Source organism: Alphaproteobacteria bacterium (genome assembly GCA_016870095.1).
Lineage (GTDB): Bacteria > Pseudomonadota > Alphaproteobacteria > Paracaedibacterales > VGCI01 > VGCI01.
Window position 1 is genome coordinate 50,001 of sequence record VGCI01000005.1, and the last position, 22,287, is coordinate 72,287.

Below are 22,287 nucleotides of genomic sequence, written 5' to 3' on the forward strand. Positions count from 1 at the left end.
CTTGAAATATATGTTTTTTATGCCCATATTTTTATAAAGGGCACTTTAATTATTAAGTAAAGAGCATTCCAAGCTATTTATTTAATGAATGCAGATAAAAATAATGTATATTAAAAAATTTATTTTAGGTATTCCAATACTGGCATCATCCTTAATGATGGAGATGGTGCCCACTTTTGCCATAGATACACTCTCTTCTGATTGTTCACAAATACAGTCAAGGCAACGATCATTGAATCCTTATGAAAGACCTAATGATCTTCAAAGGGATATCAATTCAACGCATACCAGTCTCCTTTCATTTCAACCCCAGTGGAATTATAACGGGTCTAGTTCTTATACCATAATGAGCATTGATTGTGCGTATATGCTTAAATCACTTATACAAATCTCTACGAATCAAAAGCAATTTTATGTTCTTGATATTGGAGCTGGTAATTTTTCTTGGGGAAATAGAACTGTTGATTTTATTAATGAGCAATCTGACCTTCCGGAAGATATTATCGTTCATGTTATTAGTGTTACAGGAGAAAATTATGGTGGTCAGTCGGTTGAAAAGATTGGAAAATGTAAACGTTATAATATTGATGCCTTTAAAATTGAAGATTTATATAAGGGCCTTACTCAACTTATGAGCCAATTTGATCTGAATTTGCATAATATTTTTGATCTTATTATTTCCTCATATACATTCATTCATTTACATGACCCAGTGGGAACTTTTGTTCAAGCCTATAATTTTCTGCGACCAGAAGGAGGAATAATATTATTTCATGGCTTCCCTGTGTATTATGGGCCAAACGTACACTATTTTCTACATTATCCAATGATAGAATTCCTTTTGAGCACTAGGGTTCCTTTCCTTGTAGGACATGCAGATGGCCGTGATATACCCCCATTTTTAATGAAACGCCAAAATAATAAGCCATTATCACTTTCGTTAGAGTATGCAGGAACTCATTATGTACAAGTTGCCAACACTTCACGAAAGCCAGTAGCGTATTTTAATAAGCTTGAGATAATTGAAGTTCCCTCCCTAAACTTGCCAACTTGGCAAACAGGCGCTATACACGGCGATCGTCATTTATTTGAATGGGTATGGACACACTCGCCTCAATGGCAAACGAAGAGAGTTGTCTGGCAACCATTGCTTGGCAGTGAAGAAGAGGGCAAACTGAATCAAATTGAAAAAATACCTCCCCCTTTATTTCATGCCGTAGACACCAATGATCAAGAGGTATTAAGCAGGCTATTCGCAGAAGGTGCGGATGTAAATCAAAGAAATGCTATGGGCATACCCTTAATATTTACAACATGTATTAAAAATATGCAGATATTCTTACTCAATCAGACGGGATTTGATCCCAACGCAATGAATATAAATGGAGATTATGTCATACATCATCTTGAAGGTAAGGCACTTCTTCACCTTATGCGTATGAAACCAAAGTTAGATGCACAAGATCGCTTTGGTGATACAGCTCTTCATAAGGCTATCACAGATGCAAAATATAGAAATAGTCGACTACAGGATATTGGATTACTTCTTAAAAATGGGGCAAATTCCACAATTCGAAATCTTAAAGGGGAAACGCCGTATGATTTGAGGGAAGCTCGAATTGAGGCTACGGCTCAAATCATTAATGAATTTACAACATCCCAGGCGAGGGAGGAATATAAAAATTAAAATTTAAAATGGGGGTAGGGTAAGGAATATTGCTACCCCTTACTCTAGGTATAATGGTTGACTAGTTAATAGTTGAATTTATAGGGAATAACTCTTCAGCCCTTACAGAGAAAAATTTGTGTTATAATACCAATATAAGGGGTCAAGCCTTTCTATGAGTGAAAATACTTCTTCATTATCATGTGTGTATATTTCAGAATTTATAATGGTTCGGGCACCTGTTTGTATAAATCTTGAGACAATATGTGGAATTTTTATACCAGGTTCTTTTTTCAGCAGGGTATGAGCATAAGATATGAAAGTTAATGCAGGACAAAGACTCCCTAAAACTGAAGTGAGTTTTTTGAGGGAAGATTTTTCTTTCTTTGCAATTTCAAAAAACTCTATGGCTTTTTCTAATGGTGAAGGATCTGAGAAAGTTTGCATATGGGGTAAGGAGGATACCAGGTCGGGTGTTTTGCGAGTCTCATCAGCAGCGTGAGATCTAAGTTGTAAGACACTAAAAGTTAACAAAAATACATAAGTAGGCGTTCCTTTAAATTTTGTAATGTAGGTATATGTTTGATATTTACTTATATTTCATATATATTAACTTATTGCAAATATTTTATATTTAGATAAATTTAAAAAAATATATAGTAAAAATTATTTATAGTTAATTTTGTAATTTCAAATCATATTACTTACACTAATAATGTCTTACTTTTTGTCCTCCATTAATTTTATAAATTCATCTTCAATTAAAGTCGTAACGCCTAAGTCTTTGGCATTTTTTGCTTTTGATCCTGCATCAGCCCCAACAATAACGTAATCCGTTTTATTGGTTACGTTCCCTGTTACTTTGGCGCCCAACCGTTCTGCACGGGCTTTGGCTTCTGCACGACTCAGTGTTGGTAAAGTTCCTGTAAACACAATCGTTTTTCCAGTTAGTTGGGAAGGTGTTGAGGCTTCAACAATAAAGTTGGGAATATTTAATATCTCGCTTAGTGTTCTGATAATTTCATCGTTATGAGGTTGTTGAAAGAATTCCACCAGATCTGTCGCTATATTTGTTCCTATTCCTTCGAGGGACAATAGCTCTGACCAGGGCTCACCATTTTTATCATGAGCTAAAATCATTTGTTCGCGAAAATGAGTGAGAGAGCAATAATTCCACGCTAACAGTTTGGCGGTTACGATTCCGATTTGCGGGATGCCTAAGGCATAAATGAATCGATCTAAAGAAATGGAACGGCGCTGCTCAATGGCTTCAAACAAATTTTTGACGGATTGGTCGCCCCAGCCCTCTTTATTTCGTAAAGGAGTTAAGGACTGCCGATCCCGAGCTGCAAGGGTGAAAATATCTATTGGAGATCGAATAAGATTCTCTTGATAAAAGGCTTCAATGTGCTTTTCTCCTAGACCTTCAATATCAAAAGCCTGCCGGGAAACAAAATGTTTGAGTCGTTCCACAGCTTGGGCAGGGCAGACAAGACCGTCCGTACATCGACGGGCTACTTCTCCTTCTGTGCGGATAGCTTTGCTCCCACAGATAGGGCACGTTTGTGGGAAAATGTACGAAAGACTCGATGAGGTCCGCTTTTCCGGAAATACTCTCACCACTTGGGGAATGACATCGCCAGCCCGTTGAATTTCGACATGATCGCCAATGCGAATATCCTTTCGCGCAATCTCATCTTCATTATGAAGTGTCGCTCGCTGAACAACGACTCCGCCAACCGTCACGGGTTTTAAGACGGCTACGGGCGTTAAAACGCCTGTCCGCCCAACCTGTATAAGGATATCTTCTAAGATGGTTTCCGCTTTTTCGGCGGCAAATTTGTGAGCTATAGAATGGCGAGGGGTACGTCCAACAGTACCTAAACGACGTTGCCAATCAAGGTTATTAACTTTATAGACGACACCATCGATGTCGAAATCTAATTCGGCACGCATGGCTTCAAGTTTATGATAGTAGCTCATCAAGCCGCTTTCATTATCACAGATTTGTCGCAAAGTCGTTACGGAAAATCCCCAGCGTTTTAGAGACTCAAGAAGCGAGCTTTGGGTATTATCGTTATGTCCAGTTAATGTTTCGTAAGCATAAGCAAAAAAATGTAACGGACGTTTGGCCGTGATCTTGGGATCAAGCTGGCGGACTGAGCCAGCGGCCGCATTGCGAGGGTTCGCAAACTCAGCCTCGCCCTTTGCTATACGCGCCCTATTTAGAGTCAAAAAATCATCTCGACGCATGTATACTTCACCCCGAATTTCTAGGTTGGGGGGGGCATTCTTATCTTGCAAAATGAGCGGTATGCCTTTAACGGTGCGTAAGTTAGCCGTAATGTCCTCTCCCTCGCTGCCATCGCCTCGAGTCGCGCCTAAAACAAAACGCCCATCTTGATAATGGAGAGAAGCAGACAGCCCGTCTATCTTGGGCTCAGCCACCATTTCAATTGATTGATCGGCAGGCAACTGAAGAAAGCGACGAACGCGGTTTAAAAAATCAATAACCTCCCCCTCAGTAAAAGCATTATCCAATGATAACATCGGTGCCCGATGTTTCACTTTTTTGAAGCCAGAAGCTGGGGCTGCTCCCACCCGATGAGATGGGCTGTCGTCGCGTCTTAAATCGGGAAACCGTTTTTCTATGGCCCGATTGCGAGCAATCAGTACGTCGTAATCAGCATCGCTAATTTCTGGGGCATCCTGTTGATGGTACAAATGATCATGATAAGCGATAACTTTCGCTAAATTTGCTAGCTCTTCAATCGCTTGTTCACGACTTAATTGTTCCACAGGAGGAGTTAAATTCATCAAATTTTCTTTATCAGGTATTATTATTTGGGCAAATAATAGCGGAATCTGTGTCTTCTGGACAGAGGGATTATGGGTTGGGTAATAGGACATTTATGTGCACCAAATTATTGTTTATCAATAATAATTAATTGGCAAAGATTTTTCTAGAATATCAAGTTGATCCAAACTCCAAAATCAGGCACCTTGATAAGGATAGATAATATTATAAGGCAAAAGAACAATGAAAATTGTCACATGGAATGTCAATTCAATTCGACCTCGATTGGACAACGTTTTGGTATGGCTAAAAGATGTAAATCCCGATATCGTCCTTCTTCAAGAACTGAAATGTGAAGAAGGTGCTTTTCCGAGTGGGCCCATTGAGGATTTAGGGTACAACCTCGCCATCGCGGGCCAGAAAACCTACAATGGTGTGGCAATTTTAGCGAAATCCCCTATAGAAGATGTTACGCGAGGATTACCCACGTTCCCAGAAGATGATCACTCTCGTTATATTGAAGCGGTAGTCGGTACAGTTCGAGTGGCGTCCGTCTACGTTCCAAATGGTCAGACAGTCGGGGCAGATAAATATCGCTATAAATTAACCTTTTTAGAAAGACTTCGGCACCATCTTGCGTCTCTTTTAATGTTTGAAGAAGCCACCATTATTGGAGGTGATTATAATATTGCTCCTGAAACGCGAGATGTCAGTGAGCCCGAAAAATGGGAAGGGGAAATTTTGTGTTCTCCAGCAGAGCGCCAACACTTTCAATCAATACTTCATTTAGGATATCATGATGCTTTGCGCATTCATCATCATGGAAAAGGTCCCTTTACCTGGTGGGATTATCGCAGTGGGGCTTGGCAAAGAGATGAGGGTTTAAGAATTGATCATTTTTTACTATCCCCTTTGGCGGTTGATCGTGTGCAAGACTCTGGTGTTGATCGTGATCCTCGTGCTAAAGAAAAAGCATCGGATCATGCTCCTGTATGGTGTATTTTAAATTAATTGAAGGAAAAGCATTTATGGAATTATCAGCAAAACAGGTGGCCAGAGTGGCTTCATTAGCAAGGATTCGGGTCGAAGATGAAGAATTGGTGGCAATTGGAAAGGAATTATCCGGTATTTTTCATTGGATCGATCAATTGGAATCTGTAGATGTGGCCGGGGTCGACAATTATACCGACGCTTACCCCTTAACTGTGCCAGAACGAGACGATATTGTTGATGATGGCAATTGTGTAGAAGATATCCTGGCAAATGCGCCCGACAAAGCTCACAATATGTTTTCCGTTCCAAAAGTTGTTGAGTAGGAGATAGAGAATGACGACTTCATTGACAACTTTATCTTTAACAGGGGCCCGTGAAGGTCTTTTGAAAGGCGAATTTACTTCTGTTGAACTTACTAAAGCTCATCTTGCTGCTATGGATGGGAAGCAAAATCTTAATGTCTATATCACAGAAACAGCAGATCTAGCTTTGGCCCAAGCAGCTAGCTCCGATGAAAGGATTGCCAAAGGTTCAGCGGGAGCGTTGGAAGGCTTGCCAATCGGCATCAAAGATCTGTTTTGTACGAAAGGTGTGCGTACAACGGCTGGTTCAAAGATTCTTGATAATTTTGTTCCGCCTTATGAATCAACAGTAACTCAGAATCTTTGGAATGCTGGCGCGGTTATGCTTGGCAAAGTAAATATGGATGAATTTGCGATGGGGTCTGCAAATTTGAATAGTGCGTATGGTCCCGTTATTAATCCTTGGCGAAGAATTGATGATCCCACCAAAGATTTGGTTCCTGGAGGCTCTTCAGGTGGGTCTGTTGCGGCGGTAGCCGGTCATATGGCGTTGGCAGCAACAGCTTCTGATACAGGGGGATCTATCCGTCAGCCCGCCGCATTTTGTGGATTAGTGGGTATAAAGCCAACTTATGGATTATGTTCCCGTCGAGGTATGATTGCTTTTGCGTCTTCTCTTGACCAGGCAGGCCCGGTTGCCAGAACAGTTCGAGATGCAGCTCTTATGACTCAAGTCATGGCCAGTTATGATCCGTGGGATTCAACATCCCTAAACGTTGAAATTCCTGATTATTTGGCTAATATCACTAGCGATATAAAAAAGTTACGCATTGGCTTGCCAAAAGAGTATCGGGAAAACTTGTCGCTAGAAATGAGTGACCTTTTGCAAAAAGGGATAGATTGGCTCACCGCTGCAGGAGCTACCATCCACGATGTTTCTTTACCTATGTCACCCTTTGCCCTCCCTACCTATTATGTTATAGCACCGGCAGAAGCATCTTCAAACTTATCAAGATATGATGGGGTGCGTTATGGATTGCGTGTTCCCGGAACAACTTTGGACGCGATGTATGAAAATACCCGTCGTGAAGGTTTTGGAGCAGAAGTGCGACGAAGGATTCTTATTGGAACCTATGTGCTATCAGCAGGCTACTATGACGCTTATTATTTAAAAGCTCAGAAAGTGCGCACACTCATTGCTAAAGATTTTGAACGTGTCTTTGAGCAAGTCGATGTACTTTTAACTCCAACAACACCAACAGAGGCCTTTGCCATTGATGAAAAGCCAATGGATCCCGTAACAATGTATTTGAATGACATTTTTACTGTGACCGTAAATTTGGCGGATTTACCCGGTATTTCGGTTCCGGTTGGCTTGTCAAAGTCTGGCTTGCCTCTTGGGTTACAACTTATTGGCCCCAAACTTTCAGAGCAGCGCTTATTTAATACCTCTTTAGCATTAGAAGAAGCCGCTGACTTTGAAGGCCAAGTCAAAATGATTCGAAAAGGAGTTTAAAGCAATATGTCGAAGAATTTGATTGAAGGAAAAACAGGTCTTTGGGAAGTGGTTATCGGTTTAGAGGTTCATGCCCAAATTATTTCTAATTCAAAACTCTTTTGTGGGGCTTCAACAGATTTTGGCGCCGAACCAAATACTCAAGTTGGTTTTTTTGGGGCCAGTATGCCTGGCATGCTTCCTGTCCTAAATCATCGCTGTGTAGATCAAGCTATCAAAACGGGCTTAGGTTTGAATGGGAATGTAAATTTAATATCTGTATTTGATCGTAAAAATTATTTTTATGCTGATTTGCCTTCAGGTTATCAAATTTCACAATTTACCCGACCCATTGTTACGGGGGGGTATATAGATCTTGATTTGGAAGGTGAGGAATCAAAACGAATCAACATTACCAGAATTCATATGGAACAAGATGCGGGAAAAAGTATTCATGATTTACATCCTCAAAAAACATATATAGACCTCAATCGGTCGGGTATAGCATTGATGGAAATTGTATCCGAGCCAGAAATTCGTTCTCCTGCTGAAGCCATGGCTTATATGAAAAAATTACGAACGATTCTCAGATACCTTGGCACTTGTGATGGTAACATGGAGCAGGGGAGTATGCGAGCAGACGCAAACGTTTCCTTGCACCGTCCAGGAACACCCTTTGGAACAAGGACAGAAATTAAGAATGTTAACTCCATTCGGTTTGTCGGCCAGGCAATTGAATACGAAATTCATCGCCAACTTCAAATTTTGGAAGATGGAGGGGAAATAGCTCAAGAAACAAGATTGTTTGATTCTACAAAAGGCGAAACACGTTCTATGCGCAGCAAGGAAGATGCCCACGATTATCGTTATTTTCCTGATCCTGATTTGCGCCCTTTACGCTTAACGCAAGAACGTATTGAAGCTGTTCGTGCAACAATGCCTGAACTACCGGATGTTAAGAAAGCAAGATTTATAGAAGAATTTGGGTTATCCGCCTATGATGCTGGGGTTATGGTGGGAGAACAAGAAATTGCGGCGTACTATGAACAAGCTGTAGCAGCTTCTAAGGCAAAGGACCGTGCACAAGCAGCAAAAATGATTGCAAACTGGCTTATGGGCGAGGTTTTCGCGGTTTTGAATCGTGACAACAAAACCATTGAGACCATGAATTTGTCCCCTCAGCACTTAGCTGAGTTGGTTGACTTGATTCTTGATGATACCATCTCGGGTAAAATTGCTAAGGATGTCTTTTCCAAAATGTGGGAAAGCGGCACCGCACCTGCTCGTATTGTCGATGAATTGGGATTGCGCCAAATATCGGATACAGGTGCCATTGAAAGTGCGATTGATGATCTTTTGCAGCGAGATGCTGCTAAAGTTGTTGAATATAAAAGTGGAAAAGAACAGTTGTTTGGCTACTTTGTAGGTCAAATCATGAAGGTTATGCAAGGCAAAGCCAATCCAGGTGTTGTCAATGAACTCCTAAAAAAGAAACTTGGTTAAGAGAGGTTTTGTCTTTCACGCCATAATGGACAAAAGAATCAATTGTAGTGCCAGAAAAATGCTAAGAAAAAAAATGGCGTCCCCAACGGGATTCGAACCCGTGTTGCCGCCTTGAAAGGGCGGTGTCCTAGGCCAGCTAGACGATGGGGACAGCTTCCTCGTTTTTAGCTGTATACGGAAATTAAATCAAGTGCTTTGATAGTGTTTTGCAAATATTTGTTTATTGGGTTGAGAATAAATGCTCAACCCATAAAAATGATTGCATCAACTCGTTCTCGTTGATGTCTGAACAGAGGCAACTTGAGAAGGTGAAGTTGCAATTTCAGCAACTTCTTTTTCAATTTGCGCTTTAACTCTATGGAACTCGGCTAAATCCTTTTGGTTCAACTTTGTTGTAGGTAACAATTTTAGTCCTTGTGGATTAACATGAACACCATTGTGTATGACTTCATAATGAAGATGGGGGCCCGTTGTCCGACCTGTTCTGCCAACTTTACCAATCAATTGATTTTGGCGAACATATTGACCTACCTTGACGTTCATAGAACTTAAATGGGCATAGGCTGTTACATATTCTTTATTGTGCTTTATTTGAATGATGTTACCATAATGGCCCCAGGTTGATGCTTTAATGATGACACCGTCACCAGCCGCACGTACCGGCGTCCCTATGGGCGCCCCAAAGTCGACGCCTTTATGATTTCGAGAATAACCGGAAGGATGCCAAGCCCGTCGTCCAAACTTTGAGGTCAGACGCATTTTTGAGGGATCCATAGGGGTTTGCAACAATGTTCTGACAACATTCATACCATTTGGATCATAATATCCAGCTGTTCCCTTTACAGGTTGGAATCGGTAGACACGACGCACATTGTTTTTTCCGCTATTCTTGCCTCCCGGAGCAAAGGAAACAAATTTTAAATTATCAGATCTCACAACATTTCCATTTGTGTCTTGGTAGACATCGTAAACGATGGTAAACGGATCTCCTCGGGTAGGGTCGTGTTGCCAATTAATATCATAGGCAAGTGCATTAATGGCTTCACGGACAACTTGAGGGGGCACACCTCTTTTAAGAGCAGCTGCATAAAAACTAGAATCAATAGTTCCCATGACTCGTTTTTGAACCTTTTTAAGAGCAATCTGATATTGTTTTGCAGAGAAAACACCATCTTCAGCAGCGAGGGCAATTTCTTTATCGTGAGCTGATTTGAGAGACAGAGACAACAAAGTGGACTCATTCTTTGTAGAATCTTTGCGATATCGCACATTCATTTCCTGTCCAACTTTTAGCTCACGAAGGTCGTAAACGCGCTTTAACGCTTCAATAGCTCGCACAGCTTCTTCCCGAGGAACGCCAATTTTCCCTAACATAGACATCATTGTGTCACCGCTAGAAATTTGTAAAATAGAGTCTTTTTCTTGAGTTTCTTGAGGACTTTCAGATGGACTAGATATTTGTTCCGCAAGTTCAGATAAGTCGTTAGGCGGTGTAGATGGATCTTTTTGTATAGTAATGAGTTCTTGGGTGACGCCGCTCACGATTTGCGGGGTTGATTGATATTCATGAACAGCAATGCCAGTGGCAATAAGAAGAAAACATAATCCCGAGAGTTGGGGACGAGAAAAAGATATCATATAACACCCCTCAAGAATAAAAAAACTTTACATCCCATAAATCAACCACTAGGGGGAGGTAAACACATACATAATAGTTAACAAAAGGTTAACATATTCATCTAAACATGCCAAGTCTATGCAGGTTTGTCAACTATTAGCAGGCTTCGTGTTTTATATATTTTGTTGAAATATATGAAATTTGCAGTTAGAAATTTGAAAGAAAAACTATATTAATCAATTTATTCAAATAACTACCTTAAAATTAATTTTTAGTATCCCCAGAGCAATAGAAAAACATTTTTTTATACTTTTTCGAGTTGGGATTTAGAGACATCATCCTCAAGGATTTGTGTTGTTTCATTTGAGGACACACTATTCTTCAGTGTCGTTAAAACCATGGTATCAAGTTCACTTTGTGAACATAAGCCGAGCTGCACGGGACTACGCGGTTTAATATTATTTGTATTCCAATGCGTACGGGTGCGAATGGATTTAATCATCGGTTTTGTTGTTCCAAGCAATTGACAAATCTGAGAATCCGTCAAATTTGGATGGAATTTTAACAGCCAGGCAATTGCATCTGGGCGATCTTGTCGCTTGGATACGGGTGTGTAGCGTGTTTTTTTCTTCCCCAACAATGAATCAGCTGTTACCGGGGGTGTTAACTGAAGGTGTGCTGTTGAGTCAACTTCACATCTCTTAATTTCTTCAGCAGTTAATTGTTGAGATGAAATAGGATTAAAACCAACCATACCTGTTGAGGATTCACCATCTGCAATGGCTTGAATTTCTAGGGGATGTATATTACAAAATTCAGCGATTTGGTCAAACGTTAAACTTGTATTCTCAATCAGCCAAACAGCGGTTGCTTTAGGCATCAAAGGCGTCGGCATTGTAACTCCTAACAAATTAATTTGGACATCATTATGCTTTTTTACTACTACGCTTTAGGAGAAATAGCTATCGTTTTCTTCTGTCCTGGCTTAAAAAAGAAGAGGATTGCCATAGCAAGTCCTGCAACCAGAAAACTCATCTTGAACGCAGCACTTTCTCCGTAAAAATGAGCAAGCGAACCACCGGCTAATCCAGCCCCGATGGTTGAAATTCCACTGATAACATAAAACATACTAAATGCCGTACCGCGGAGGTCATCGGGAGCTATATCAGAAATGAGCGCGGCAAAAGTATTTTGAGCGATCCCCATTTGGCATCCCCAAAAAAGGACACCAATAAATAGAGTTGATAAGCTCGTGGCTGAGAAAATGAAAAAATCAGCAATCATTAAAATACCAATACCTACAACGAGCATTTTAAATCTTCCGATTCGATCGGACAAAATACCAACAGGGAAAGAAAATAGGCAGTAAGTTATATTATACACGCACATGATGAGAGGAGCATAACTTGTTGGTAATTTATAATTATGATGGGCATCTAAGACAATCAATGTTTCACTAACACGCGCTAGCATAAAAACAGCAACAATGATCATTAAGCACCAGAATTCTTTGCCCAGGCGTCTTAAGTCCGATAAATGGATAGGATGTCTTTCGCGATGATTGTTTATTCTTATATCAGTTTTATAGTGAGCATGTTTAGGCTCCTTAACGGCAAAGTATAGAATTCCAAAGGCAATAGCAGCCGGTATAGTTGCAATATAAAAAACAATCCTAAAATTATTTAAGGTGTAGATCATGGCTAACATACCCAGTACAGCTCCGATAGTTGAGCCAATAATGCCAAGACTACGTTGCAAACCATAGCAAGCCCCGCGATGATCTGGTGGTGCCACATCACCCACTAAAGCATCCCGCGGTGTTGCTTGGATACCATTTCCTAAGCGTTCAATGACGCGAGCCGCAAAAGCAGCAGAAAAACCTGTCGACATACCAATTAGAGGTTTGCTGATAACAGTTAAGCCATAGCCAATTAACATTATGCCTTTACGCTTTTTGAGATAATCACTTAAAATTCCAGAAAATAATTTCATAAAGAAGGAAGTGGCTTCAACGACACCTTCCAACAAACCAATCCAAACGGTTGATATTCCTATAGTGCTCATATATAGAGCGGAAAGACTGTAAACCATTATTACGGATATATTAATAAGACACATGGAAGCGCCTAACGCCCATATGTTACTAGGTATAATGGTTGGAGAAAAATAAGAAAAACGATAGATCGGAAGAATTGGAGAAATTGGTGGTGAAGATTGGTTTGGTGTGTCGTTTAGCGACATCCTATCCCCGCTTCAATCATAACATGCGTCCTTGCATTATTATTTGGCATATTATAGTGATGCTTTCGTATTTGCAAATGCAACACGATAATCAGCGATCAAAACACTCAAAATGCCAATGTATTTATATAGTAGGTATTATTTATAAAACCTAACAGGACCATACTCTATACAAATATTTTACGCAATAGGTTTGTTAGATTTATCTCTTTTTTTAGGCATAATGAAAACAAGGAAAAAGAGTGCGATGGCAGCGACGACAAAAGAGAAGAGATAGGTTGAACTTGAGCCAAATACTTGTGCAACAATTCCTCCACATGTGTTAGCTAAAAAGAGGGAGGCGCCACAAATGAGATAATATACGCTTAATGCTGTGCCGCGCAAATCGTCAGGTGAATTATCCGCTATAAGAGCAAGAAACATACTTTGGTGGATGCCCATCTGGAATCCCCAAATGGCAATACCAATAAAGACGCTTGTCAAATTTGTTGCCGTTGCCAAAATTAAGTCTGAGGCAATAAGCACAAGAAAACCTAGCGCCAATAGATGGTAGCGACTCATTCGATCTGACAGCATTCCTACAGGCAAGGAGGATGCGGAATGAGTTGCATTAAAAAGAAGAAAAATTATTGGTGCATCCGCTTCAAGTAGCCCAAAGTTCAGATGAGCATGCAGAACCATAAAGGGCTCACCGACTTGAGCAATCATAAAAATAGCCACAACCCCCATTAATGTCCAAAATTGCCGGCCTAAACGGGGCAAGTCTGCCCAGTGAATAGGGTGACGGGTTTGATGATCTTTCGGGTGAAGATTCTTTTTGGGTTCTTTCACAAAAATGAGAACAATGAGAACCGCTACTATAGCGGGAACTGTAGCGAGCCAGAAAAGTTGTTGATAGTTATTGCTCGTTCTATGCATGAAGTGCCAAGCAATAAAGGCCCCGGCAAAAGATCCAGCAATACCCAAGCCAACACGTAAACCATAACAAGCACCCCGACTTTTGGCAGGGGCAATATCAGCCACCAACGCATCTCGTGGTGTGGCTTGTATACCATTTCCAATCCGGGCAATGACCCGATATACAAAAACCCCACCAAAAGTGGCCCATAATGCAATAATAGGATTACTCAAAGCTATGAGGATATAACCAATGGTTACAAAGGCTTTTCTGCGGCGTAAATAATCACTTATGACGCCAGCAAATGTTTTAATGACAAAAGATAAACCTTCAATAAACCCTTCTAAAAGTCCAATCCAACCGATTTCTACACCTAAAGCCTTAAGATATACGGCTGCAATCGCGCGAACCATAACGGAAGAAGTATTAATAAAAAATACACCCCATCCGATACCCCAAATCTGTCTTGGAATTGAGAAATATGTCGATTGAGGGGATGGCAAAGTGGGCATCATCACTCCAGAAACCTTAAAATTAGTATTGAAGAACCCCAGCAAACATTTTTAGTGAAACGAAGCGACTCATAAGTGGATTATATTTCCTAACCTCAGGTATAAACCCCGGTCGGTTTCTCATTCTCTGTGTTTGTTGATAAAAGCAAGAAAAGTAGGTCATAGCTATTCAAACACTTCATTGTTAGAGGGTCTATTGACGGTCTTACCCTTAAAATTAGCAACCAGAAATTACCTATTCTTAATTGATTAATTCAACGAGCTTGCTTCTAAATGGGACATTGGCGCAAATGGAGGTTGTTTGTCAAGTGTTGTAGCGCTTTAAATTTAAGAGAATTTTTTACATCCCGATAATTTTTAAGCAGTTGATAAATGTTCTTTAAACTCTTCTAAAAGCTTCACGTAGAGATCTCGTTTGAAAGGCACAATAATCTCTGGAAGATCTTGAGGGTTTACCCACCGCCAGGCTATAAATTCAGGATGGCGGGTTTCAATATTAATCTCAGAATCAGAACCAAGAAATTTTACCAAGAACCATTTTTGAGTTTGCCCAAAAAAACATCCTCCCCATAATGTAGAGTAAAGTTCTTCAGGAAAGTCATAGGAAATCCAATCGTGGCTCTCTGCAATGAGACGCACATTGACGGTTCCAATTTCTTCTTTCATTTCTCTTAAAGCAGCCTGCCAAGGTGTTTCTATATGATCAATACCTCCTTGGGGCATTTGCCAGGTATTTGGGCCAATAAGATTGACTGAGTCCTGACGTTGACCAACCCATACCTTCGAATCATCATTTAAAATCATGATTCCCACACCTTTACGGTATTCTATATTATCCGGGTTGATGTGAATCCTGTCTTTGGACATCTATTTTACCTTGATCTTTGGGGCTTACCAAAGAATATTCTGGGTTTTTGAGCTCAGTAATCATCACAAGATTTATACCGCTTTTATCAAGTATTCCCACCCATTCTTGTAAATAGCTTATAAACAGTGGAATGGCAGGTACACTTATAACAATGATACCATTTTCTTGAGAATTTTGAATAATTTTTTTAAAAAAATCATCTCTTTCAGCTGTTGTTGTGGTTAGGGGAAGAGTGAGATCGACTTGAAAGCAAGGCGTATTTAGAACTTTACACGTACTTTGTACTTGTGAATAAATAGTTGTATTCGGATCCACAAATATCCGCCCCTGATTTTTAAGCTCAATCAAGATTGGCGTCAGATCAGTCGTAGATTTTGTGAATTTTCCCCCGTACTCTCCTATGACGGCTGTTCCTGGAGGAGTTTTTTCAAGAATGTTTTTTAGCTTCCTCATATTCTCTTCAGAATTCACCGCAGTCAAAAGCGTATAAGGTCCCGTATCTATCGTGGGATAAGAATTAGATTCCATAGGCAAAGCAACCATTGGTTGATATCCCTTAAGGGTGGCTTGTTCTAACTGCTCAGTAAGCTTAGGGCTATAAGGGCTATAGGCAAGAGATATTTTCCCTTTAAAAGATTCTAATACTTTATCAGTCCAAGCCTTATTAAGACCTAAGCCCGTGAGAATAATAGCAACACGTGCAGGCCGATCTTTCGAAGGAGACTGGGAAAATCGAGGGGGCAGGGCGGTTTTTAAAAGAGTCCATGGACTTTCTTCGTCTTTGGTATTTTCTTCATCACCATTCTCATTTTCCTCCTCTGCTTCGTCTTCTTTTTCTGTGAATGTGTTTGGGGCTTTTTCTTCGCTAGGGATTGATGTGCGAATTGAGGGGGAGGCAGTCTGTTCTTTTTTTGCCTCTTTTTTTCCTAATAAATAATGACTTGCGATGATCACAAGAATAATAAGCATCAATACGAATGGGTACGAAAAGTGAAAAAACTTGCGTCTCGTTTTTGCTGATGGGTGGGGGGGGGAGGATTTTTTTTTCATAAGCGCATTTTTACCACCCATAAACCTTGCAACAGATCTATGGCTCTTTGAAGTTGTTTATCGTCATTATCCGTGTTTTTTTCAATTTCTTTTAAAGGGTCGGATGGGGTGACGGGTGAAAGGGTAATGTCCGGTTGAATGCCTTTACCTTGAATTTCTTGTCCCTTCGGTGTGTAAAATCTGGCAATCGTCAACTTTATAGTTCCGTAATCTCCTAAAGTAAAATGATCTTGAATAGATCCTTTTCCAAAAGTCTTTTCCCCAATGAGGACGGCTCTATGATTATCCCGTAAAGCAGCGGCCACAATCTCAGAAGCAGATGCCGAACCTTGGTTTATAAGAATAGCGAGGGGGATATCTTTTATCATATCTTTGCTTTTTGCCTTATAAATTTGATTATAGGCAGCATTTCGACTCTTAATTTGAACGATGATGCCGGAGTTAAGAAATAAGCTGGAGACAGATACAGCCTGCTCCGCTCCGCCTCCTGGATTATTTCTTAAGTCGAGGACGAGACCCCGAAGGTTTTTATTTAAGCTCCTTTGGATAGACTCTATGGCTTGGATAAGTTTTTCGGTTGTCTGATCGTTAAATGTACTGATTCGGATATAACCAACATTACCCTCCACACGGTATTTAATCGGATTAACAATAATTAGATCTCGCGTGACTTTGATGACAAAAGGTGTCGCGAAGCCGCGCGCAATTTTTAAAGAAACAGATGTTCCTGGTTTGCCATGAAGCTTTTGCAAGACATCTTCAACCGGAATGGACGCTATGGGTACTCCATCAATTTGCGTGATCATATCTCCGGCCCTAATTCCTGCTTTTTGAGCCGGTGTATCATCTAACGGAGCAATTACCTTTAAGACACCATCAATGAGAATAATACTCATACCCAACCCACCAAACTCACCCTTTTGGGATGCGGTGTAAATTTTATAGGCCTCAGGAGTATAAAAACCGGAGTAGGGATCTAAGGCTGTGAGCATTCCGTTGAGAGCACCATCTAACATCTTCTTTTCATCAGGCTTTTCAACATATTCTTGTCGAACTTTTTCAACAATTTTTGAGATAAGAGGTTCTGAAAAAGCAGGAGTTGAGCGAGAATTTTTTGAAGAGTCTCCACAACCATTCAACAGCAATAATGTTATGAATATAACGTTTGCCTTACGAAACATGAGAGTCTTTCCCCTCTTCTTGCAGGATAGATTGTGGATCAATAGTTTGCTCTTGGTTCCATACTTCTAAATAAAGTCTGGGTTGTTTTTGAACAGATGTTTTGTTTTTCTTTGAGTTTATCTTTTGCATGACGCCAATTGGCTCTCCAACTACGACATTGTGACCAACTGAGCAATTCCGATTTAAGGTCTCAAGGCCTGAGAGAATAATAAGATAATTTGGTGTTTGGATACTAACCATTTTTCCTTGCCCTTTAGCATAATCTCCGGCAAACACAATTGTGCCTGACACAGGAGAGATAACTTGGGCTTCTGATCGAGTAACAAATAACACACCCCCATTATAGGATGCCAATTCGGGATCTGTGCTACCAAATGAGGGAATGAGTTTTCCAACGACTGGTTTTCTCAAAGTTAGCTCGTTGGGAGGTTCTACTGTACTTTCATCAAGTGTGGGAGGAGTTTGGGATTTTGTATTTAATAGGAGATCTAAACTTTCACGCTCTTGATAATAATTAAAAGTGAGATCTTGGAGCTGGTTCTGCTTTCGTTCTAAGGTATTACGAATGTCTGATAGGGCACGCACCTTTTCCAAAAGTTGTTGATTGCGTTGATGAATTTCAGGTGTGATCGACCTTAGTAGCATAGAGCTGTGGATGACATCTTCCGGTTTTGGCGCGGAAAGCATAGCTAAAAGCGGTGTGTATTGTGTAGCATGACGTAAATAGTGAATCGTTTCCATCAAGCGTTGGTTGTGGTGATCTAGTTCCGCCAAAATTGCGCCTTCCTCTGCTCGAGCCCGGTTCAAGTCATATTCTACCGCTGACAGTTGAAGTTCGTGATTTTGAATGGTTGCAGCAATAGTCACCAATTTCTGAGCCGCTTCTTTTTGTGACAGTTTCTTCCCATTCGGTTGTGCCAGAACCCCGTGTATGCACAAGATGAGCGATACTGTTATTTTAAGCCACGTCATGTCCGGCTCTTTCTTTTAACAATGATTTCCCGGTCATATCTTCAGGGATGGGTAAATCGAGAAGCGTTAATATTGTTGGGGCAATATCACTGAGTTGTCCATTAGCAACGTGGGTAATAGACTTTGGTCCATTTATAAGTACAAAGGGAACAGGGTTGCAGGTATGGGCTGTATGTACTTCACCTGTTGTTTCATTGATCATTTGCTCAACATTTCCATGGTCTGCTGTAATAATTAATGCATACCCTGCATCTTTAGCAGCAACTTCTAATCGACTTAAACAATGATCAATTGTTTCCACAGCTTTGACAATTGCTTCTTGAATACCGGTGTGGCCAACCATATCCGTATTGGCATAATTGATGACAATTAAAGAATAAGGATGATCGGCACATTTGGTGGTGATGGCTTCAACAACTTTATCTGTGACCTCTTTTGCCGACATTTCTGGCTTTAAATCATATGTAGCCACGTCAGGTGAGGGAATCATAACACGGTCTTCTCCAGGAAAGACCTCTTCACGTCCACCATTGAGGAAAAAAGTAACGTGAGCGTATTTTTCTGTCTCCGCAATGCGTAGTTGATTAAGACCAGCTGCGGCGACAACCGCCCCTAGGGGGGATGTTGCTTGTTCTTTAGGGAATAGGGCAGGGATAAAGGGTGTTAATTCCGCTGCATAGTCCCCCATAGCAAGGGTTGCGCTAAAACGAGGAGGAGTGCCTCTATCGAAATCTTTAAAATTGGGAAGAAGCAGTGCGCTCAATATTTGTCGAACGCGATCAGCCCGAAAATTTAGCATAAAAAGACCATCGCCGTCCATTATGCCTGCATAATCATTAACACAGTGGGGATGTATAAATTCATCTCCGATCCCCTGATTGTAAAGATCTTTGAGTAAAGCCAGAGGATCTTGTGTACGAGGTCCTTCACCAAAAGTGAGGCAACGATAAGCCTTCTCAATTCGGTCCCACCGTTTATCTCGATCCATAGCATAATATCGTCCGCCAATTGTTGAGAGGGTGTGATTCGTTTTGGCAAAAAATTCCTGGAGATATGTATAGGCACTTTGAGGGGGTGTGTCTCTGCCATCGAGGATAGCATGGATATTGACGGGAATTTTATGCTTGAATAATAGGTGAACAATACTTTCTATGTGTGATTGATGAGAATGAACTCCCCCTGGTGAAAGCAATCCGAGAAGATGGCAAGTTCCCCCAGTTTTTTTAAGTTGACTGATAAATTCTAAAAATTGGGGGTTAGATTCCAAAGTTCCATTTTGAAGGCTTTGATCTATGCGGGGCAGATCTTGTAGAACCACACGTCCGGCCCCGATCGTCATATGGCCGACTTCTGAATTTCCCATTTGCCCTGGAGGTAACCCTACATAAAGTTCAGAGGCTTGGAGTTCGGCGTGGGGGTAAGTGTTGAGTATATAGTTCCAAGCGGGTGTATAAGCCGCAGTAATCCCATTAATTTGGGAAACAGGTGCAATGCCCCAGCCATCCAAAATACACAAAATGGTTGGAACACGAGCTGAGGGAGACATTGACCTACTTTCCTTAAAAGGAATATTCTTTCAAAAGAACTATTGCAGATTTTCCTTCTTTTGTCAGCTGGGGATTTGAGGGGTGAGGAGATAAATATTTGCCACATTAACATGCTTCCCATTTTCTATTTGCACCCGTGTTAGATGCTTTACCGTTCTTTTTCGCTAAATCGCTTTATATGTTATGACCTAGCTAGAAAAGGTATTTATAAATTTAAGAAGCATGCAATTTGTAGTAGTCAACATCAAGATCAAGGAAAATAGGTGTTGTTGGTGAATCGATCCGTGCGGCATAGGCTTCTGCTGACATTGGTTTGCCAATTAAATAGCCTTGGATAACTTGTGCCCCTAAATTTTTGACAAGCACAAGTTGCTCAACAGTTTCAACACCCTCGCAAACAACGGTAACACCAATTTCATGGGCTAAGTCGATAAGAGATTTCAGAATCAAGCGAGCCGCTGGAATTAAGGGTGCCTGTTGGACAAAACTTTTATCCATTTTAACCCCATCGACAGGCACAGAGACTAAATATTGCATGGTAGAGTAGCCTGTACCAAAATCATCAAGGTAAACTTTTACACCCTTTGATTGTATTAAACGAACAGCATTCGCAAGATTCGTAATATTGTTCACAGGGGCTGATTCCGTAATTTCAACTTCTAATAAGTGAGGCGCAACATTTGCAACATTAAGAGCTTTGAGAATGTGGAGAGCAAACGCGCCATCCATAATGGTTGGAGAAACATTTATAGCAAGCGGCAAGGCTGTTTCACCAGCACTCTTTAAATGAGATATGGCAGTATCAACAAGCCAAACAGTGAGGGGACGCATCAAATTGTGGGCTTCAGCTATAGAAACCCAACGTTCCGCAGAGATGAGGCCTTCAATAGGGTGTAGCCAGCGAAGCAATACTTCAGCGCCGACAATTCGCTGGGTGTCCGCGCAGACCTTTGGTTGAAAAACAACTTGAAGCTGCTGCGTCATTAAGGCTACACGCAAATCATTCGCCAGGCTTTGACTACCTTTGGGGAGGTTTTTCGCTTTTTTATGTAAATTTGTCATAAATTTTCTCCTAATGTTATCTATTCTAACACTAATGTAATAAAAGCCACTGCGGCGTAATGGCGCACATCAAGATTCTGCGTGAAGTGACATAATTCCTTGGTTTTAATGACCTAAATTTAGATAAATTTATCTAAATAGTAATTTTTAGAATCAGAATCCAAGTTTTCAACTAAAAGCAATAAATATTGTTAGGTTCTTCTTGGGTATATTCTTTATGTGGTTGTGCCACATTGCATTTACAAGTTATTTACCCAGTAATTCGTGAAATTTATCTCAATTTCTAGAGATAATTCATAATAACCAATAAATTATTCAAATTGCAAGAGCTAAATTATAAAGAAAAATCACCACTTTTTTAAAAATTATCAAATTTAATTTATTTCAATTTCTATATCAAAAATTTTCTAAAAAAATCTTCTTGAAAAGGAGGCTTTTAAGTTGCTAGTGCTATAATAAATAGCAATCAAAATCTAAGGAAATTGAAATGAAAAAAAATTGCCTTTCAGTCCTATTCTACGTATCTTGTTTCGTGATCCATCCCATTAAGGGGACGGATGATATATCATCAAATCGTTTTGATAAATTGACCAGTTTACCAAAACCAACGCAAAGGTTAATTTATAATCCTAGAATTTCTGCCAATCTACCCGCAACCCCCACACAGAATAATACTGGGGCTATAGCAGGAGGTCAGAGTGACAACCCTTCCAGCACTCATAGAAGAAAGCAATTAAAAAGACAAGGAACTCGTAGAAATCTTAACGTGCAAGGCGCCCCTGTTTTATTGGTTAACGCAACGGCTAATGTACCGTCTGTGCCAAGTGTGTCTTCGTCAACGAATTGGGGTGATTTCAGAAAAGAGTCCAAAAAAAGTGCGCCGATTAAAGCCCGTTTTGATGTTCAAACATTTATTGCTTTTGAATATAGCCGAATGGAAAATGTTTTTCATATGCAAGAGCCCAGATCTTTAACAAAAACTGAAATTGATGATATTAGGTTTCTGGCTGAAAATTTAAGAAATTTCTCTTTACAAAATAGTACGCGATATCTTGGTGTTCATTCAGCAAGCATTGTAGTTTTTTCGCAAAAACTTATTATTTGCAAGTATCAAACAAATCAGGGAGAAGTATACACAATAAGATTACGCCCCCAAAATTTTTTACAAAAATCCTTTAACTTTCTATTTTATTCTTCCGATAAAGAAAGTGGGCAAACGGTTATGCCATTGCTAAGACAAGGAATACCCCTCACAATTGAACAAATGCAAATTTCTTTAGAACCCCCCCAAGGCGGGCTGCCTACCTTCTGGAACAATATATCGTTAATTCAATACCTGAGGCTTCGGAGCGCTTTAACATATATAAACCAAAAAGCACTGCCTTTAAGACTGATACATAGGTTGGGCTGGGTCAATTGTTCACCACAATTACTCTCAGTGATTCGATTTATCTATATGTGCTACCGAAGTGAAGTCGAAAGTGTAGAAAACCTAACTTTACCCGTATTTATGGATTTATATAAAGCACACATTCAAACGACGCTTAATAAATCACGTCAAATAAGATAATTTATCCATCT

General features: G+C 40.3%; 18 protein-coding genes and 1 tRNA gene. 7 read left to right on the top strand and 12 right to left on the bottom strand.

The window, feature by feature from the left end; all coding sequences use genetic code 11:
- The first annotated feature begins 103 nt into the window (after nucleotides 1–103).
- Nucleotides 104–1,687: a hypothetical protein gene (locus FJX03_05115; protein MBM3633065.1), complete on the top strand. Its 1,584-nt coding sequence runs from the start codon at nucleotides 104–106 to the stop codon at nucleotides 1,685–1,687.
- 295 nt (nucleotides 1,688–1,982) lie between these two features.
- Nucleotides 1,983–2,168 carry a hypothetical protein gene (locus tag FJX03_05120; protein MBM3633066.1) on the top strand — a complete coding sequence of 62 codons (186 nt, stop codon included), beginning with the start codon at nucleotides 1,983–1,985 and terminating at the stop codon, nucleotides 2,166–2,168.
- A 218-nt stretch (nucleotides 2,169–2,386) separates the two neighbouring features.
- On the opposite strand, the gene ligA is transcribed toward FJX03_05120, so the two are convergent.
- Nucleotides 2,387–4,483, bottom strand: coding sequence for an NAD-dependent DNA ligase LigA (gene ligA, locus FJX03_05125; GenBank protein MBM3633067.1), 2,097 nt, complete (start codon nucleotides 4,481–4,483; stop codon nucleotides 2,387–2,389).
- A 223-nt stretch (nucleotides 4,484–4,706) separates the two neighbouring features.
- On the opposite strand from ligA, the gene xth reads away from it, so the two are divergent.
- Genes xth through gatB form a run of 4 tightly spaced genes read left to right on the top strand, consistent with a single transcriptional unit; the run spans nucleotide 4,707 to nucleotide 8,756 of the window.
- A complete protein-coding gene (gene xth / locus FJX03_05130) occupies nucleotides 4,707–5,474 on the top strand; it encodes an exodeoxyribonuclease III (GenBank protein MBM3633068.1) in 768 nt (255 codons plus the stop codon).
- A 17-nt stretch (nucleotides 5,475–5,491) separates the two neighbouring features.
- Nucleotides 5,492–5,779 carry an Asp-tRNA(Asn)/Glu-tRNA(Gln) amidotransferase subunit GatC gene (gatC, locus tag FJX03_05135; protein MBM3633069.1) on the top strand — a complete coding sequence of 96 codons (288 nt, stop codon included), beginning with the start codon at nucleotides 5,492–5,494 and terminating at the stop codon, nucleotides 5,777–5,779.
- 10 nt (nucleotides 5,780–5,789) lie between these two features.
- Nucleotides 5,790–7,274, top strand: a complete 1,485-nt coding sequence (gene gatA, locus FJX03_05140; GenBank protein ID MBM3633070.1) for an Asp-tRNA(Asn)/Glu-tRNA(Gln) amidotransferase subunit GatA — start codon at nucleotides 5,790–5,792, stop codon at nucleotides 7,272–7,274.
- Nucleotides 7,275–7,280: 6 nt separating this feature from the next.
- A complete protein-coding gene (gatB, locus tag FJX03_05145; GenBank protein ID MBM3633071.1) occupies nucleotides 7,281–8,756 on the top strand; it encodes an Asp-tRNA(Asn)/Glu-tRNA(Gln) amidotransferase subunit GatB in 1,476 nt (491 codons plus the stop codon).
- A gap of 74 nt (nucleotides 8,757–8,830) precedes the next feature.
- Here gatB and FJX03_05150 read toward each other — a convergent pair.
- From FJX03_05150 to FJX03_05200, 11 genes are all read right to left on the bottom strand, one after another.
- Nucleotides 8,831–8,907: transfer RNA gene (locus FJX03_05150), tRNA-Glu, on the bottom strand.
- A gap of 113 nt (nucleotides 8,908–9,020) precedes the next feature.
- On the bottom strand, nucleotides 9,021–10,394 hold the full coding sequence (locus tag FJX03_05155) for a M23 family metallopeptidase (protein MBM3633072.1): 1,374 nt from the start codon (nucleotides 10,392–10,394) through the stop codon (nucleotides 9,021–9,023).
- A 284-nt stretch (nucleotides 10,395–10,678) separates the two neighbouring features.
- Nucleotides 10,679–11,269 carry a DUF1013 domain-containing protein gene (locus FJX03_05160; protein ID MBM3633073.1) on the bottom strand — a complete coding sequence of 197 codons (591 nt, stop codon included), beginning with the start codon at nucleotides 11,267–11,269 and terminating at the stop codon, nucleotides 10,679–10,681.
- Between the two features lie 47 nt (nucleotides 11,270–11,316).
- Nucleotides 11,317–12,615: an MFS transporter gene (locus tag FJX03_05165; GenBank protein ID MBM3633074.1), complete on the bottom strand. Its 1,299-nt coding sequence runs from the start codon at nucleotides 12,613–12,615 to the stop codon at nucleotides 11,317–11,319.
- 180 nt (nucleotides 12,616–12,795) lie between these two features.
- On the bottom strand, nucleotides 12,796–14,031 hold the full coding sequence (locus FJX03_05170) for an MFS transporter (protein MBM3633075.1): 1,236 nt from the start codon (nucleotides 14,029–14,031) through the stop codon (nucleotides 12,796–12,798).
- A 351-nt stretch (nucleotides 14,032–14,382) separates the two neighbouring features.
- Nucleotides 14,383–14,892 carry an RNA pyrophosphohydrolase gene (locus FJX03_05175; GenBank protein MBM3633076.1) on the bottom strand — a complete coding sequence of 170 codons (510 nt, stop codon included), beginning with the start codon at nucleotides 14,890–14,892 and terminating at the stop codon, nucleotides 14,383–14,385.
- Nucleotides 14,858–15,964: a divergent polysaccharide deacetylase family protein gene (locus tag FJX03_05180; protein ID MBM3633077.1), complete on the bottom strand. Its 1,107-nt coding sequence runs from the start codon at nucleotides 15,962–15,964 to the stop codon at nucleotides 14,858–14,860. Before FJX03_05180 ends, FJX03_05175 begins: the two co-directional genes overlap by 35 nt.
- Nucleotides 15,940–17,124 (bottom strand): S41 family peptidase, encoded by a 1,185-nt coding sequence (locus tag FJX03_05185; GenBank protein ID MBM3633078.1) that lies wholly within the window; start codon nucleotides 17,122–17,124, stop codon nucleotides 15,940–15,942. The genes FJX03_05180 and FJX03_05185 overlap by 25 nt, the downstream gene beginning before the upstream one ends.
- Complete coding sequence (locus tag FJX03_05190) at nucleotides 17,114–18,097, bottom strand: hypothetical protein (protein MBM3633079.1); 984 nt, start codon at nucleotides 18,095–18,097, stop codon at nucleotides 17,114–17,116. The genes FJX03_05185 and FJX03_05190 overlap by 11 nt, the downstream gene beginning before the upstream one ends.
- Nucleotides 18,084–19,643, bottom strand: a complete 1,560-nt coding sequence (locus FJX03_05195; protein ID MBM3633080.1) for a 2,3-bisphosphoglycerate-independent phosphoglycerate mutase — start codon at nucleotides 19,641–19,643, stop codon at nucleotides 18,084–18,086. The genes FJX03_05190 and FJX03_05195 overlap by 14 nt, the downstream gene beginning before the upstream one ends.
- A 214-nt stretch (nucleotides 19,644–19,857) precedes the next feature.
- Nucleotides 19,858–20,706 (bottom strand): EAL domain-containing protein, encoded by an 849-nt coding sequence (locus tag FJX03_05200; GenBank protein MBM3633081.1) that lies wholly within the window; start codon nucleotides 20,704–20,706, stop codon nucleotides 19,858–19,860.
- Between the two features lie 487 nt (nucleotides 20,707–21,193).
- Between FJX03_05200 and FJX03_05205 the strand changes: the two genes are divergently transcribed.
- Nucleotides 21,194–22,276: a hypothetical protein gene (locus tag FJX03_05205; protein ID MBM3633082.1), complete on the top strand. Its 1,083-nt coding sequence runs from the start codon at nucleotides 21,194–21,196 to the stop codon at nucleotides 22,274–22,276.
- Nucleotides 22,277–22,287 lie beyond the last annotated feature (11 nt).